This window comes from Niallia sp. M35 (assembly GCF_050971705.1).
Classification (GTDB): domain Bacteria; phylum Bacillota; class Bacilli; order Bacillales; family Cytobacillaceae; genus Niallia; species Niallia circulans_A.
This window is the reverse complement of record NZ_JBPCEP010000035.1, coordinates 1-15,916: the sequence shown is the minus strand read 5'-3', so window position 1 is coordinate 15,916 and position 15,916 is coordinate 1. Positions and strand designations below refer to the sequence as shown.

The following is a 15,916-nucleotide window of genomic DNA, read 5'->3' as shown; positions in this document are numbered from 1 at the left end:
TAATATCTGTTTTCTTTGTGATAAAGGCAGATTTGTAACATCGTCATTATTGGCATAAAGTACGTCAAAGACTCCATACTGAATAGGATTTGTATTTTTGGATGACATAAATCTTTCCATCATGGATTTTATCTTTATCTTATAAATTCATAATAAACAAAGTAGTTATCATTAAATTTCAATCAGAAAATTTTGTTATATCTTGTTGGTTGCTTTTTTCTCATCTATTTCATTTATTGTTGCTTGTCTTTGTCTATACTATTATTAATAAGTTTTACTTTTCCTTTTTTATTTAATTCTTCATTAATATCTTCTTTTTCCTCTATTCTTAGAAATAGTAGCCGAGTTAAGGGAATTTTAACTGTGCAGGCAGCCTGGAATGACATGAAAATAGACGAATTGTACGGCTTTGTCCCACAGGCAGTTGTTTCGTTTCCTACTGGCATAATTGTATTGTCCCACCTATGTTGACATATACAACAAGAGCTACGTAGGATGTAATAGTTATATACATGTTTATAACTCTAATAAAATCGAATTTGTCAAAATACTTAAATTTAACAAAAACACAAAGGGGGCCCCTTTGTGTTTCATCCTTACTTTGCAAAAGTATGATTTCCAATTCTCACCGTTACTTCTTTAGTTAGAATCCACTCACTTTTTGCTGTTTGGGGGTTGTAAAAATACAGGGATCCGCTCCCTTTTCCTCTATATGCTACTGCCTCATCTACTGCTCTATAATCTATAGTGGTTGGATTATTATTTATTTTTCCATTTTGGACTGGAGAAAAAGCATAATAGCCATTAGAACGTTCATAAATTACTTCTCTTATTGTATTTGGGAAAATGTCACTATCTACACGATTTAAAACTACAGTAGCTACTGCAACTTTTCCAGCATAAGGTTCCCCTTGTGCTTCGGCAAAAACCAATTGAGCTAATAAAGTTCTTTCACTTGCGGTAATTGGTTCTGGTAAACTTAATCGTTGTCCTACATGTAATTTATTATCTTTTAAATTATTCGCTATTTGTATAGATCCTATAGGAACTCCACTTTGCTGACTTATTTTCCACAGAGTATCTCCAGATTTTACTGTGTAAAGAGACGCTGCTTCTGTATTTTCTCCAAAAAAGGATGACAATAATATTACTAGAAACACAGAATATAAAAATTTATTCGATTTCATATATACCTCCTAGTATTAATGTCCACAGGAATCATATTATCAACGAAACTATCTATTTACTACCTCCAATATTTTCCCATTCACTTTAAGACGATACTATTAAGGTTTCTTATATGTGGCACATGTTTCCACTTGTACTATTACACTGTTAATAAATTAAGAATCTATTTTTCTTAATCATACTTTAAGGAAAGAGCTTGACTCCCCATTTGTTTCCACGCATCTATAAAAGGACCTAATGGTTCTTTTTTGTTTTTTTCACCACTAATGGGATCATTAAAATATACAAAAGATTCATCATATCCTGTAATTAACACCGAATGTTCTTTATAGGTTATTTTTACTTTTCCATTTGGCGTCTCCCATTCTTCAAAGGATGAGTTAGGTAATTTTTTATAGGTTGTATTCGTTATTATCCAAACAGGCCTTTCTTTTGAAAGATATAATTTTAGTTCCTCAAACTGTTTTCCTGTTAGATTATCTATTTTGTTTGGTAAATACTCTTCCGCCAACTCTATTATAGGCTTATGATAAACTCCATAGCCTGGTTTGCTATAAGAATACATATCTCCAATATATCCATCATTGGGATCTCCCCAATGTATCTTTCCATTTTTAGTTGATAATGGTGTCTTATCTCTTTCTATTTTTTTAGCGAGTTCCATTTTATCCGTTTTAACTTGATAATATTGTAAGAACATTGCTAAACTAGTCACTTCACAGCCCCTAGGTAACTCAGGAAACTGTTTTATTATAGGTGCATCTAGTAAAATTTCCTTCTTAATTGTATCAACTTTTTTAGATGGTTGATTTACTTCCTTAATGATGTCCTCAACTTCTTTAGGCTCTTCTTCTCCCTTTTTCATCATAAATTCCGGTAGTGGTATATCTACAATTACTTCTTTACGTAATATCCTCTTTAGTTTGCCATTATCAATACTAAATAAAGAAAATAGTATAATTAAATATAAAGTAGTAAGAGAAATTATAACTATATTAGTTCTTTTTACAAGTAATATTATTAAAACACTTGTAATCAACAAACTTATCATAATTAAGATAATAAACTGAAGTTTCATCGCTATTCTCCTAATAAATTTATAAATTAATAACTTAGTAATTTAAGTTTATAATCAAATCATCAAAAAAGTATGGAGAAAGAATGTTATCTTAAATCTGCACAATTTCTTCAATAATGACTTCTATAATAGAAAAAAATATTATTCAAGAGAAATTAAAAAGGTGTGGAAATGACTGTGTATAAAAGGAGAATTTATAATAATGGACAAATTGCTGTTCCTAAAAAATTACAGAAACAGTTGAACTTTAATGCTGGAGACCTTTTATTTATATATATACTAGACAAATCCATCATAATAAAAGCAAACCATGATAATAAAGATTTAAATCAATGTTATTTAAGTGGAAATCGTATTTCTATACCCAAGGAAATAAGAAATATACTGGGAATAACAAGTGATACACCACTTATTATGGGTATTACAGATGATAAAAATGGAATTTTTATAAAGATTGAAATATAATGCAATAAATTTTTATCCTTCAATTTTTTCTTAATCATTGAGAAAACAAAAAAGAACACCTTAAGTGAAATCAAAACTAAGGTGTTCTTTTTTATATTACATATATCATCATTTAGGCGAAAGTTCATTTAGTTTCCTATGCAATTCCCTATTTTCATTTTCTAATTTAATGACTCTTTTATCTAATTTATTATTATTCCTATTATGACTATGTCCTCCATGACTTTTCATCATAAATAACATCATAATTGGACATACAAGTACTAGCAAAATAGATAACCATTCCATTTTTATCACTCCTTTACTTTTTATTAGAATAATGTTAAAACAAGGATTTTTTATCGAGAAATTATGAACATATTTTTAACTTTCATTTTTATTGAGTAGCTAATTTTAATGTTGCTAAATTTTCTCGCATTACCGAAAAGTAATCATCTCCTTTTTTTATTTCTTTATTTGTTAGACCTTCAATGGGATTTAATGTTAAAGATTTTGCACCAATAGTATCTTTAACTGTTTCTGCTACTTTTGGACTTACTAAAGTTTCAAATAATATATAATTTATTTGCCTTTCATTAGCAAAACTTATTAATTCTTTAAGCTTTTTAGGAGATGGCTCATCGGATGGAGAAATTCCTGTAATCGCTATTTGTTCCAATCCATATCTATTAGTCAAATAACCAAATGCATTGTGCGAAACTATTACTTCTTTTCGAATAGGATTAGATAATGCTTCAGTATATTCTGAATTTAATTCATCAAAGTTAACAGCAATTTTGTTAAAGTTCTCTTCATAAACAACTTTTCCATCTGGGTCCAGTTTAATTAGCTCTTCCTTAATAACTTCAGCTATTTGCTTAGCTCGTATAGGATCTAGCCAAAAATGGGGATCGTATGTTTTATCTTCCTGGTCTTCTTTATCATTTGGTTCCGTACTCTCACCAGTTTCTCTTAAAGTCAATAAATCAACATATTCACTAGAATTAATAATCTTTTTATCTTTCGTATCAATACTTTTTATCGTATCTGTTACCCAACTTTCATACCCAGCACCATTGTATATAAATAAATCAACTTCATTTAGATTTGCCAAATCTTTTGGTGATGGTTCATAATCATGTGGCTCAATACCCGGTTGCACAAGATTTATAACTTTAGCTCGGTCCCCTGCTATCTTAGTTGTAAAATCATATAAAGGGTAAAAGCTGGTCATTATTTTTAAACTTTCATCAGCAGTTTTTTCATTTGTGTTTTGGTTGTTATTACAAGCAGCCAAAAAAATAACCGATACAACAAACAAGATAAAAATTTTACTTTTAAACATGGTTTCTCCTCCAAGATTCAATCTTTAAAGTAAGTAATTCTAAAAAAAACATTAACCTAATTAACACTTCTTTAATCAAGTTAATGTTTAAAATAATTTAATTGTATGATTTGATTGATGATTTATATTGAAATATAATCGAGTGGGTTAACAGCATTCGATTTGGATGCATTCCACTGACCTTTATGAAGTTCAAAATGCAAATGCTGACCAAAAGATTGTCCAGTGTTCCCCATAATTCCTACTTGTTGCCCTTTGGAAACAGATTCCCCTGTCTTAACTACTCTACTATCCATGTGCGCATAAACAGTTGTATACACCTGACCATTAATTGAGTGAGAGATAAAGACTACATTACCGTAACTTGTGGAATAATAAGATCTACTAACAACCCCATCAGCAGCAGCAACAATTGGCACATCAGCACTGTTAGCAATATCTATACCAGCATGAAACTTGTTCCATCTTTCACCAAGGGTGGATGTTAATCGTCCTTGAGCTGGAGTTGTCCATACCCCTTTGGTCTTTTTAGAAACATTTGTGTTCGCTTTAATACTACTAGAAGTACTTTTTGCTTCATTTTCTTTTTTAGTAGCTACTTGAGTTTTCTTCTCAGATTCTATTTTTATAGCTTTTTCGATAGCTTCCTTTTGAGAATCAAGTAATGAATTTTGTTCTTCTAAACTTAGTTTTTCATTTTCTAAATCTTCTTCTTTGTCCTTTAGAGATTGCATAATATCATCTTTATTTTTCTTTTGTATATCTAATTCGCTTTTTAGTTTCTTTTGAGACTCGCCATAATTTTCAAGTTTCACTAACAGATCTTTTGCTTCATTTTCCTTATCTTCTAACACTTTTTTATCATCCATATGTTGTTGGATTAAATCCTGATCTGCAGTAATTATTGTTGTTACCGCACCCGCTCTATCTAAAAAATCACTAAAACTCTGTGAGCCTATTAAAACATCCAAATAGTAAATAGTCCCAATCTCTTGATAAGATCGAGCCCTTTCTTTTAACAACTCTTCGCGTTGTTTTATTCGTTCCTTAAGAGTTTTTATTTCTTCATTTAATTTTTGAATTTTTATATTTGCATTTTTTATATTTTCATCATTTTCGCGTATTTTACTATTCGTTTCTGTTATTAACATATCTAAACGTTTAATCTCATCATTTATTTTATCTTGTTCTGTTTTTATGTTATCAAGCTCTTCCTCTGCTTGTTCTAAACCATCTTGGACTTTACTACGATTTTCTAGTATATTGAGTTTTTTATTTTGTAAATCTTCCTCAGAAGATGCTAATGCAATAGAAGTTGTATTAGTTAATGCTAATGAGGCTGCAATTCCGAACGTTATAACAGATGTCTTAATCAATAATTTACTCATTCGAATGTCCTTTCTTTATCAATCTCTAATAACAAGCAAAATTATAACATCACTTTTTGTCGAATTTGGAGATGAAAAATATTACAATTATATTTCACTGTAATATTCTGATAAAATTCAAGGAGTAATTTACCACTAAGAAGTTCATAATAAAACTTTATTCACTAATATAAACGTTTGGTGAATCACACATTTAACTCCCTGCATAATTTCTTCATATAATTGGAGTATTATAAAAAATATAAAATAAATTCAGGTGACCTAATGAAAAAACTTTCCATAAAACTAGGGATTCTATTTTTCATAATCATTTTTGGCTTAGAAGCATTTATGTTTTCTTATCTTCATAGCTCTTTAGTTAATGTGAGAATTGAGGAAGAGCTATCCGCTTTACAAGCAAGGGGTAATTCTCATAGAGATATTCTAGAGAAACATTTTGAAGAAGATTCCATTAGTCACGTTATTTTAATGGAATCAGAAGCTTTAACTGATGTAGTAATTGTTAATCAAAAAGGTGATATTTTGGGAACATCTTTTGACAATAATAATTACAAAAAATATTTAATTCAGCAAAAAAAGGAACTAAAGAGTGAAGGGAAAGTTGTTGAAGATGACTGGAAAAATAAACCTTACATTATTACTTTAAGTCCGATAATGCAAAAAAATGAAACTATAGGATATGTCTATATGTACCAAGAGACAGCATCCATACACACTTTAATTGGAAGGTTAAATGAACATTTTGTTCTTGCTGGTATAATTGCGCTTCTTTTAACTTTCGTTGTGATTGTACTGCTTACTAGAGCATTGACTAAACCACTCGTAAAGATGAGGGAAGCGACTTATCAAATAAGTAAAGGAAATTTTTTAGTTGATCTTCCTAGGACAAGTAATGATGAGTTAGGTGAACTAGCAGTTTCCATAAAAGAATTAGCTAGAGACTTAAATTTCTTAAAGAAAGAAAGAAATGATTTTTTAGCAAGCATTTCCCATGAACTTAGAACACCGTTGACTTATATAAAGGGTTACGCAGATATTTCCCTAAGAAAAAATATTGAAGAAGAAGAAAAAGAAAAGTACTTACAAATTATTGTAGAAGAATCAAATAGACTTTCTTCTTTAATAGAGGACTTATTTGAGTTAGCCAAGATTGATAAAAATACATTTCTCATTCAGAAGCAACAAATAAATTTAAATGAACTTTTAGGAAAACTACAAATAAAAATGTTTCCCGCCTTTAAAGAAAAAGAAATTGATTTAACAATTTTTTGTCCTAAAACCACTTCTTTTTATGGAGACCCAGCAAGAATGGAACAAATTTTATTCAACTTATTGGATAATGCTATGAAGTATTCTCCAGTGAAGAGCAAAGTAGATGTTATGGTTAGATTCAGAAAAAAAGAAACGGAAATAACGATAAAGGATAATGGAAAAGGAATACCGGAGGAAGATCTACCTTATATTTTTAATCGTTTTTACCGTGTTGATAAATCAAGAACAAGATCACTAGGTGGATATGGGCTAGGATTATCGATTGTCCAAGAATTGGTCCAAGCACAAGAAGGAACAATAAGAGTGGAAAGTAAGCTTAATATCGGAACAACATTTATTCTAACATTTAAAAATCTTGGAGGAGAAATCAAATGAAAAGCATCTTAATTGTAGATGATGAACAGCAAATGCTTGATCTAATTGCTCTATATTTATTACCACTAGGCTATAATTGCAAAAAAATAAGTTCTGCGATGGATGCTTTACTTTATTTAGAATCGAACACCGTTGATCTTATATTATTAGATTTAATGATGCCTGATATGGATGGCTGGGAAGCATGTATAGAAATAAAAAAATACTGGGACACCCCAATAATAATGCTTACTGCAAGAACAGATAAAAAGGATGTTGTAAAAGGCTTAAATACAGGAGCAGATGACTATATATCCAAACCTTTTGATGGGGAGGAACTTGTTGCTAGAATAGAAGCAGTATTAAGAAGAAAGGGTAATAGGTTGGAATTAATACAGTTTGACGGTTTAACCTTAGATCAAGAGTCTTTTGAATTACACTATCAGATGAAGAATATACCTCTTACTCCTAAGGAATTTGCACTTATGAAGCTATTTCTCCAAAACCATAATAAGGTGTTCACAAGGGACCATCTTATACACTCCATATGGGGCCATGGCGTAGAAACAGAAGATAGAACTATAGATTCTCACATAAGAAACTTGCGTGATAAACTTAGGAAGGCTGGTTTTCCATCAGAGGAATATTTATTAACAGTTTGGGGCGTTGGATACAAGTGGATTGGAAAAGAATCTGATTGAGGGACCTTTTTATAGAGTATTTACCAGGAAACCCCTTAATTATAGCCACTGTTACTATAATTGCAAATATTATAATAGCAATTTTTGGAGTTCTTCCTAGTGCTTTTCTTACTACTATAAATATTATTTATTTTGATTTAAAATTAGCAATTATTATTTCAATAATTGGTGAATCATTAGGTGCTATAGTAAGTTTTATCTTATATCGTAAAGGATTAAATCGCTTTACTGCTAATTATAAGATAAGAAGTCACTTCTTAAAAAAGTTACAAAGCACAACTGAATCTAAAGCCGTAATACTTATAATCCTGTTAAGAATTCTTCCTTTTATTCCTTCAGGTGCCGTGACATTAACCGCAGCATTAAGTAGCATTAGAATTATCCCTTTTACTATAGCTAGTACAATAGGAAAAATCCCATCGCTTCTAATTGAAGTTTATTCCATTAATAAGGTATTCAGCATCAATTCATCTGGATGGAAAGAGACAATAATATATTGCTCACTAATCCTGTTATTAATATATATTTTAAAAGAGTTTAGAAAAAAAAGAAAATAAAGCAATAAGATGAAAAATGGAGATTAAGACACTTATCATAGAAAAAACAACAAAAATAGGCTTCCGAAAACAAGGAGCCTATTTTTGTATACTTTACATTATCCCACTTTTGTATGCCTTCCTTCTTCTATACCAGATTAATAGGACAGCGGAAATAAAGAATATCAAAGAAATTACTTGTGCAACACGTAAGTTAGTTGTAAGCATTAAGCTATCCGTTCTTAACCCTTCAATAAAAAATCTCCCAAAAGAATACCACATTATATAAACTAAAAATAGTTCTCCCTTTTTAAGGAAAACAATTCTTCTAGCAACAATTAATAAAGTAAAACCAAGAATATTCCATAAGGATTCATACAAAAAAGTGGGATGATAGTACGTACCGTCAATATACATTTGATTAATAATAATATCCGGCAAATTTAAATTCTCCAGAAAATCTCTAGTAACCTTGCCGCCGTGAGCTTCCTGGTTCATAAAGTTCCCCCAACGCCCTATTGCCTGACCTAGTATAAGACTAGGTGCAGCAATGTCAGCCAATTGCCAAAAGGATAAACCTTTCTTTTTAGCAAAAAACCAAGCCGTTAATGCCCCTCCAATAATAGCTCCATGTATGGCAATACCACCTTCCCAAATTGCAATGATATCCCCTGGATTTTCCGAGTAATATTCCCATTTAAATAAAACATAATAAAGTCGGGCACTAAGAATGGAAATCGGTATAGCCCATAATAAAAGATCCGAAAAAGTATCTTTAGGAAGACCTTGTCTTTTAGATTCTTTTGTAGCAAGAATCCAACCAAGAAGTAAACCAGCTCCAATAATAATTCCATACCAATAAACAGTGAAAGTTCCAATTTCAAAAGCGACTCTATTTAGCGGTTGAATATTTTCCACAAAGATTCACCTCGTTTAAATTTTTAGATTAGCCAAAATTTCAAATTTCCGATATTGCTTTTTTCCTTCTTATACAAAGAACATACGTAATGCTGATTGAAAATACACTTAACCAGAAAGTAAAATAGCCTATTTGCGGAATATAATTGTCTAGTACGCTGTATCTTGGCATCATTTTAAATAGGTAATCAATCACATCATTATGAAGAGTCCAAATTGCAGCAACTACTAGATGCCAACCTTTTATTTTATAGGAGTTTTTATATAATAAACCCTGGATTGCCATTGCTCCATGGGAAAAAATCAGCATGTAACTAGACCAATCTAAATAGCCTATTTCTATCAGAACTAATAAATTCATTACAACTGCCCATATTCCATATTTCAATAGTGTTACTATAGCTAGTGCCTCAAACAGAGGTAAGTTAGTTTTCAAAAATAAAGCAATTAATACAAAAACAAAAAATAAACTAGCTGTTGGGCTATCTGGAACAAAAATTAGATATTTATTAGGTGTAACTGATAGTTGGCCTCCATACCATAAAAATCCATATAATGTGCCTATAATATTAACTACTAACAGAATAAACAATGCCTTTCTATTTGTAAGTAATGAAGTAAAATTCAAATGATACACTTCCTTTCCAATAGGTTACTATCATTAATTAGCAGTAAAATGCGGCCTTTTAAAGGCCGCATTTTACCCTGTTTTATATCATTTATTCTGGCTGATTATTAGCATTTTCATCTGGAATAAAAGTAGGCTGAAATCCTTTATATTTAACCATTGTTACCATACCTGCAGAAGCATGATGTAAATCATGGCAATGGAATAGCCAATTCCCAGGGTTATCTGCTTTGAAAGCTATCTCATACTCATCTCCGGGTTCTAGATTTACAGTATCTTTAATAATTGATGCACCCTCAAGTTTTTTACCGTTTTTACTTAAAATTTGAAAAGATGTACCATGTAAATGCATAGGATGGTCTTCACCTTTAGAGTTATTCACAATCTTTACTTTTACAAGGTCACCTTCTTTAACCATAATATTTTCTGTATTAGGGAAAGCTTTTCCATTGATTGTGTAAGCCATATTATTATCTAATACTTCTGTATTTAAGTTCATTGTATATTCAACATCATACTTCTGATTTAGAGTGAACTCACCGTCTTTTGAAGAACCATAATTTGTGTATGTGAACTCTGGAAGTTTTATATCCTGATTCGGTTTGTCTGTAGATAAGGAACTACCTTCATATTGTAATTTCACTTTCATTCCAGCTGTTCCTTCCATATTTCCATGACACTCCAGATACCATTCTCCTGGGTTATCTGCTACAAACTCAATATCATACCGTTCACCTGGTGATATTGAGATTAACTGATCTTCTATTACTTCTGGGTTTTCTATTTCTTGCCCATCAACCGCAACTACATTAAATTTCTGACCATGCAAATGCATTTTGTGTGTCATATACCCAATATTAGCTAAACGGAGTCTTACCGTCTCACCCTCCTTCATTTTTAAAGGCTCAATACTCTCACCACTTTTTCCATTGATGGTAAAAATGTCATACGCGCTCATATCGTCCATCGTCATGCTTCCGCCATCATTACTCGTATCCATATCCATACCTTCCATTTCATCACTTTCACCCATGTCCATACCTTCCATATCGCTCATATCCATACCTTCCTCTGGATTACTCATCCATTCGTCAAGCATTAACGTATAATCACGATCGTATGTTTTTTCTTTTGGTTCAACAATTAAGGCACCATATAGACCTTTATCAAGTTGATTAACACCGTCTTGATGAGTGTGATACATATAAGTACCAGAAATTCGGGGTGTAAACTCATAAGTAAATGTCTCACCTGGTTGTACAGCATTTTGAGTAACTCCAGGTATACCATCCATATTATTTGGAAGAACAATACCGTGCCAATGTATAGTTACAGGATCGGGAAGTTCATTTTTTAAGTTGATTTTTACTTTTTCCCCTTGCATTACACGAATTTGAGAACCTGGTACCGAACCATTAAAAGTCCAAGCATCTACACTAATATCTTTTGTTAATTGATGAGTTGCCTCTTTTGCAACAATCGTAAACTCATTCCCTTTTAAGATTTCTGTCTTAGTTGTTTCTTCTGAAGAAATCTTCTCAGCCTGTTTTTCAACATCTGCTCGATTTATACTCTCGTTTTGTTTATTGGAGCATGCTGAAAGGATTAATAATAGGAATCCAATTAATGCTAGTATTTTTAATTTCATACTCTCTCCTCACTTTCATGAATTATGATATTAAAAATAATTGAAGATTTTATGCATTTTATATGAACAAAAGTTCATAAATTTTAAACGTTATACGTTCTAGTCTAAAAATAACTAGAACGTATAGGTAGAAATATAAAACAGCAACAACAGTACAACAGTAGTTGCCCCTAAATAAAACAAACAACCTGCAGATAATTTGCAGGTTGTTTTTATCCATTTATCTAATTGGTCTCCATTTGCGAAGAAATAATGTATTTCCTACAACGGACACGGAACTAAAAGCCATAGCACCACCGGCGAGTATTGGATTTAATAATCCAATGGCTGCAACCGGTATGAGGATGATATTATATGCAAATGCCCAAAACAAATTCTGTCGTATTTTTCTCATCGTTGATTTGGACAGAAGAATTATATCGACTATTCCCATTAAATCCCCGCGCATTAGCGTAATGTCCGCTGCCTCCATTGCAACGTCTGTACCAGTTCCAATTGCAATGCCTACATCAGCAGCAGCAAGTGCCGGAGCATCATTAATTCCATCTCCAACCATCGCAACAACTTTTCCTTCTTTCTTTAGTTTTTCTACCTCGGCAGATTTATCTTCTGGCAGAACTTCTGCGAGCACTCGGTCTACACCAACCTGGTTGGCAATTGCTTCTGCTGTAAGTCGATTGTCCCCCGTAATCATTATGACCTCAATTCCTAATTTCTTTAAAGCCTTAATGGCATCCGAGGATGTTTCTTTAACAGTATCTGCTACGGCAATTATGGCTGCTAGACTGTCATCAATAGCCATAAGCATAGCAGTTTTTCCTTCACCTTCAAATTTTTCCATAGTATCAATAGAAGCATTAATATTTACATTATTCTGGGCCATAAGCTTTTTATTACCGATTAATATCTTTTGTTTATTGATACTAACTTCAATCCCATGCCCTGGAATAGCATTAAAATTATTAGCTTTTAATAAGTCTATTCCTTTTTCTGTTGCACTGTTTACAATTGCCTCTCCAAGTGGATGTTCCGATCCTTTTTCAGCAGTTGCAGCAATTTGTAATATTTCATCTTTAGAAAGGTTACCGTAAGGAACAATATCTGTTACATCAGGTTCACCCTTAGTAATAGTACCGGTTTTATCTAATACTACAGTTGTTACTCGCTGTGAGTTTTGAAGGTGTTCAGCACCTTTTATAAGTAGTCCATTTTCAGCACCTTTACCAGTACCTACCATAACAGCAGTTGGCGTTGCTAATCCCAATGCACACGGACATGCAATAACAAGTACAGCAATTGTACTAACTAAAGCCGGGGTAAATCCAACAAGTGCGAATGTAATACCAAAAGTAGCTAGAGCTATCACAATGACAATAGGAACAAATACTGCTGAAATTTTATCTGCAACTTGCTGAATTGGAGCTTTGGATCCTTGAGCTTCTTCTACTAGCTTAACAATTTGAGAAAGGGCAGTATCTTTCCCAACTTTCGTTGCCTGGAATTTAAATGAACCATGTTTATTCATAGTAGCACCAATAACATTATCCCCAGCTTTTTTACCTACAGGCATACTTTCCCCTGTTAACATGGATTCATCAACTGTTGTATTTCCTTCTATAATTATTCCGTCAACTGGTATTTTTTCGCCTACCCGAACAATAATAAGTTCTCCTGTTTGAACATCTTCTAGTGGTATATCTATTTCTACACCATTTCGAATAACTCTAGCCGTTTTTGCCTGTAAACCCATTAATTTTTTTATGGCTTCTGAGGTTTGACCTTTAGCCCTTATTTCAAGTAGCTTTCCTAATACAATTAGAGTCATAACTATAGCTGCTGCTTCAAAATAAAGATATTGCCCAGTTCCCATTATAGTAACAACTAAACTGTATAAATAGGCTGCAGACGTTCCTAGTACTACTAGGACAGCCATATTAGCACTACCTCCCCGAACTGAGTTATAAGCATCGCGGTAATAATGACCCCCAACATAAAATTGAACTACAGTGGCTAGTAAAAATTGAATCCAAGGATTTAAGTGAAAGAACCCTCCATTTCCGTACTCCATCATAAAATCTGATATCATCATGACTAAAAAAGGTATGGATAAAATGGCACCAACAATAAATTTTATTTTTTGCTTTCTATAAGCTTTTTCTCGAGTACTCTGTTCATAATCTCCTTCATTTTCACTAACTAATTTTGCATCGTAGCCAGCTTTCCTTACCATATTAACTAATTGATCTACATTGGTACTTCCAGGGATATATTCAACACTAGCTTTCTCTGTAGCGAGGTTAACATTAGCATTTTTTACTCCGTCTACCTTATTCAATACTTTCTCAATACGAGTAGCACATGCAGCGCATGTCATACCTATAATATTTAAATTTACTTTTTCTTGTTCAACCCCATACCCTGTTTTGTTAACTTTTTCAATTATCTCTTCAATTGATACTTGCGAAGGATTATAGGTCACTGCTGCCTTTTCAGTAGCAAGATTTACATTTGCTTTTTGAACACCTTGCACTTTTGATATGTTTTTTTCGATTCTAGTAGCACATGCGGCACATGTCATTCCAGTAATATTTAGTGAAACACTTTCATTATCATTAGTATTAGGTTTAGGCTGTGCTAATGAGCGATTATCTGTTTCCATTTTATACCCTCCTATAACTTTCGATTTACCGTTATCAAACATTTTCTTAATGTTACACAAACTAGAGTTTATATTCTTATTTAATTTGTCACAAAACATTTATACCCTATGGGGGTATAAATGTTTTATAAAGAGAGGGCAACCGTTATTTTAAAACGTTCGCCCTTGTTGCATTATTGTACATCATAACCTTGATCATCGATTGTTTCCTTAATTTTATCTAATGTTAATACTTCTTTATCAAACTCTACAAGAACAGTTCCGGTTCCAAGGTCAACTTTTACATTTGATACACCATTGAGCTTACCTACATTGCCTTCAATTGAGTTAACGCAATGATTACAAGACATACCTTGAACATTTAAAGTTACTTTTTCCATATTTATCTTCTCCTTTTACTTTTTCATTAATTTTTGTATTGTAATTAATACTTCATCTACTACTTCTAGGTCACCTTCTTGAATACGCTCAACAACACACTCTTTCAAATGGCCCTCAAGTAAAATTTTTGCAACACTATTCATAGCTGCTTGTGTCGCAGAAATTTGAGTTATAACATCATCACAATAAGTATCTTTCTCTATTAATCCTTTTATACCTCGTATTTGACCTTCAATCCGATTTAACCTGGTGATAAGATTTTGTTTAACCTTATTGGAGTGATGGCTTTTTCGCTCACTTGAAGTGGAACAATGAGTTTCCTCTAAAGATTCATCATTATCTAAAACGGATGCCATTAACTATTTCACCTCCACAAGCACATTATAGTATACCCCCGTACCCTATGTAAAGCCTAAATTTAAATTTTTTCTTTTTTCTTCTCTGTTTACTAATTATTATGTTTAACAATCATGTATTTTTTGCTAAAAAAATTCAAATACATATGCAATATACAAAGCATTTAAGTGGAAAATATATAAAAAAGTACGCTCTGAAAACCGTTTAAAGCGTACCCTTTCATTAAATTTTATTGTTAAACATTAGCATGTGCATTTAATTCTGATGTCAAACAAATTTCCTTGTGATGGTATCCGATTAATATATTACTAAAACCGTTTAAATCTTTTACATCCATGAAATTGACAAAAATTCCGTTATATACTGAATGTCCTACTTCCTCTTCATAAACCTGTACATCCTTTTTATTATTGGGTATCTCTATTTTATCTGGAATATCAACCAGATTCCAATTTTTACTTGTCTTTTTATTGTCACTTATAAGAACTACTTCCTTTAATTTTTCTTCACTATTAACTGCTGTATTTGTTTTTTCACTTAGAGTGGACATACATCCTGCTAAGATAATGATGATAAATGAAAGAAGTGTTGTTATTATTACCCGTTTAACTTTCATTCTCTTTACTCCATTCGATTATTTTACTTGCTTAATATAGATTAAAACATTGAAGAAAGTGTGGATTTTTTATCTAACACAAAATAAAGTGTTTTACAGTAACCAACTAGCTACTAAAAGCTAATTAATTATTTACTTCCTCTACTTCTCTATAATACTCACTAAACACCTCGGCAAATTCATCAACCGTGTTGAAAAGTTCCTGCTGCTTATTATCCACCCCTCCAAATTCTAAGAGGATTGAATTACTTGATAAATCTTGATTATATACCCCATTCCCTTCATCTTTACTTTTCACAAAGACTCCCCTACTAATTCCAGGAATCTCATTTTCTAATCTTTCATTTAGTTCTTTTGCCAATTTGAGATTTCGTTCATAGTTTTTATTTTCCTTTCCAACTAC

19 protein-coding genes are annotated in these 15,916 nt (G+C 31.9%); 4 read left to right on the top strand and 15 right to left on the bottom strand.

Annotation, left to right across the window (positions count from 1 at the left end):
* From NiCM35_RS26515 to NiCM35_RS26500, 4 genes are all read right to left on the bottom strand, one after another.
* On the bottom strand, positions 1-108 hold a 108-nt coding region (locus tag NiCM35_RS26515), incomplete at its 3' end, for an ATP-dependent DNA ligase (RefSeq protein ID WP_490885107.1).
* Positions 109-233: 125 nt separating this feature from the next.
* On the bottom strand, positions 234-446 hold the full coding sequence (locus NiCM35_RS26510; protein ID WP_016204426.1) for a hypothetical protein: 213 nt from the start codon (positions 444-446) through the stop codon (positions 234-236).
* A gap of 150 nt (positions 447-596) precedes the next feature.
* A complete protein-coding gene (locus NiCM35_RS26505) occupies positions 597-1,187 on the bottom strand; it encodes a cell wall hydrolase (RefSeq protein ID WP_047944574.1) in 591 nt (196 codons plus the stop codon).
* 173 nt (positions 1,188-1,360) lie between these two features.
* The gene (locus NiCM35_RS26500; RefSeq protein WP_016204428.1) at positions 1,361-2,266 is read right to left on the bottom strand and encodes a C39 family peptidase; all 906 of its coding nucleotides are present in this window, start codon (positions 2,264-2,266) and stop codon (positions 1,361-1,363) included.
* A gap of 171 nt (positions 2,267-2,437) precedes the next feature.
* Here NiCM35_RS26500 and NiCM35_RS26495 point away from each other — a divergent pair, with 171 nt between their 5' ends.
* On the top strand, positions 2,438-2,731 hold the full coding sequence (locus tag NiCM35_RS26495; RefSeq protein ID WP_040344032.1) for an AbrB/MazE/SpoVT family DNA-binding domain-containing protein: 294 nt from the start codon (positions 2,438-2,440) through the stop codon (positions 2,729-2,731).
* 108 nt (positions 2,732-2,839) lie between these two features.
* Here the strand turns inward: NiCM35_RS26495 and NiCM35_RS26490 are convergent, their stop codons facing one another.
* The 3 genes from NiCM35_RS26490 to NiCM35_RS26480 all read right to left on the bottom strand — a co-directional run bounded on the left by NiCM35_RS26490 (position 2,840) and on the right by NiCM35_RS26480 (position 5,443).
* Positions 2,840-3,019: a DUF2933 domain-containing protein gene (locus NiCM35_RS26490; protein ID WP_016204430.1), complete on the bottom strand. Its 180-nt coding sequence runs from the start codon at positions 3,017-3,019 to the stop codon at positions 2,840-2,842.
* 88 nt (positions 3,020-3,107) lie between these two features.
* Complete coding sequence (locus tag NiCM35_RS26485) at positions 3,108-4,055, bottom strand: metal ABC transporter solute-binding protein, Zn/Mn family (protein ID WP_016204431.1); 948 nt, start codon at positions 4,053-4,055, stop codon at positions 3,108-3,110.
* A gap of 122 nt (positions 4,056-4,177) precedes the next feature.
* Positions 4,178-5,443, bottom strand: coding sequence for a murein hydrolase activator EnvC family protein (locus NiCM35_RS26480; RefSeq protein WP_047944573.1), 1,266 nt, complete (start codon positions 5,441-5,443; stop codon positions 4,178-4,180).
* A 264-nt stretch (positions 5,444-5,707) separates the two neighbouring features.
* On the opposite strand from NiCM35_RS26480, the gene NiCM35_RS26475 reads away from it, so the two are divergent.
* The 3 genes from NiCM35_RS26475 to NiCM35_RS26465 are packed head-to-tail and all read left to right on the top strand — an operon-like array spanning position 5,708 to position 8,327.
* On the top strand, positions 5,708-7,090 hold the full coding sequence (locus tag NiCM35_RS26475) for a HAMP domain-containing sensor histidine kinase (protein WP_016204433.1): 1,383 nt from the start codon (positions 5,708-5,710) through the stop codon (positions 7,088-7,090).
* Positions 7,087-7,770, top strand: a complete 684-nt coding sequence (locus NiCM35_RS26470) for a response regulator transcription factor (RefSeq protein WP_047944572.1) — start codon at positions 7,087-7,089, stop codon at positions 7,768-7,770. The genes NiCM35_RS26475 and NiCM35_RS26470 overlap by 4 nt, the downstream gene beginning before the upstream one ends.
* Entirely contained in the window at positions 7,767-8,327 is a 561-nt protein-coding gene (locus NiCM35_RS26465; protein WP_016204435.1) for a TVP38/TMEM64 family protein, read from the top strand. Before NiCM35_RS26470 ends, NiCM35_RS26465 begins: the two co-directional genes overlap by 4 nt.
* 93 nt (positions 8,328-8,420) lie before the next feature.
* Here the strand turns inward: NiCM35_RS26465 and lgt are convergent, their stop codons facing one another.
* The 8 genes from lgt to NiCM35_RS26425 all read right to left on the bottom strand — a co-directional run.
* A complete protein-coding gene (gene lgt, locus NiCM35_RS26460) occupies positions 8,421-9,224 on the bottom strand; it encodes a prolipoprotein diacylglyceryl transferase (protein ID WP_016204436.1) in 804 nt (267 codons plus the stop codon).
* 40 nt (positions 9,225-9,264) lie between these two features.
* Positions 9,265-9,852, bottom strand: coding sequence for a lipoprotein heptaprenylglyceryl N-acetyltransferase LhaT (gene lhaT / locus NiCM35_RS26455; RefSeq protein WP_016204437.1), 588 nt, complete (start codon positions 9,850-9,852; stop codon positions 9,265-9,267).
* A 91-nt stretch (positions 9,853-9,943) separates the two neighbouring features.
* Positions 9,944-11,500 (bottom strand): multicopper oxidase family protein, encoded by a 1,557-nt coding sequence (locus NiCM35_RS26450; protein WP_047944571.1) that lies wholly within the window; start codon positions 11,498-11,500, stop codon positions 9,944-9,946.
* Positions 11,501-11,720: 220 nt separating this feature from the next.
* Positions 11,721-14,159: a heavy metal translocating P-type ATPase gene (locus NiCM35_RS26445; RefSeq protein ID WP_016204439.1), complete on the bottom strand. Its 2,439-nt coding sequence runs from the start codon at positions 14,157-14,159 to the stop codon at positions 11,721-11,723.
* A 173-nt stretch (positions 14,160-14,332) separates the two neighbouring features.
* Positions 14,333-14,539: a copper chaperone CopZ gene (gene copZ / locus NiCM35_RS26440; RefSeq protein WP_016204440.1), complete on the bottom strand. Its 207-nt coding sequence runs from the start codon at positions 14,537-14,539 to the stop codon at positions 14,333-14,335.
* Between the two features lie 15 nt (positions 14,540-14,554).
* Positions 14,555-14,896: a metal-sensitive transcriptional regulator gene (locus NiCM35_RS26435; RefSeq protein ID WP_016204441.1), complete on the bottom strand. Its 342-nt coding sequence runs from the start codon at positions 14,894-14,896 to the stop codon at positions 14,555-14,557.
* A gap of 236 nt (positions 14,897-15,132) precedes the next feature.
* Positions 15,133-15,513 carry a hypothetical protein gene (locus tag NiCM35_RS26430; RefSeq protein WP_016204442.1) on the bottom strand — a complete coding sequence of 127 codons (381 nt, stop codon included), beginning with the start codon at positions 15,511-15,513 and terminating at the stop codon, positions 15,133-15,135.
* 124 nt (positions 15,514-15,637) lie between these two features.
* Positions 15,638-15,916: stage II sporulation protein P (locus tag NiCM35_RS26425; RefSeq protein ID WP_433780901.1), on the bottom strand; the 279-nt coding region annotated here is incomplete at its 5' end.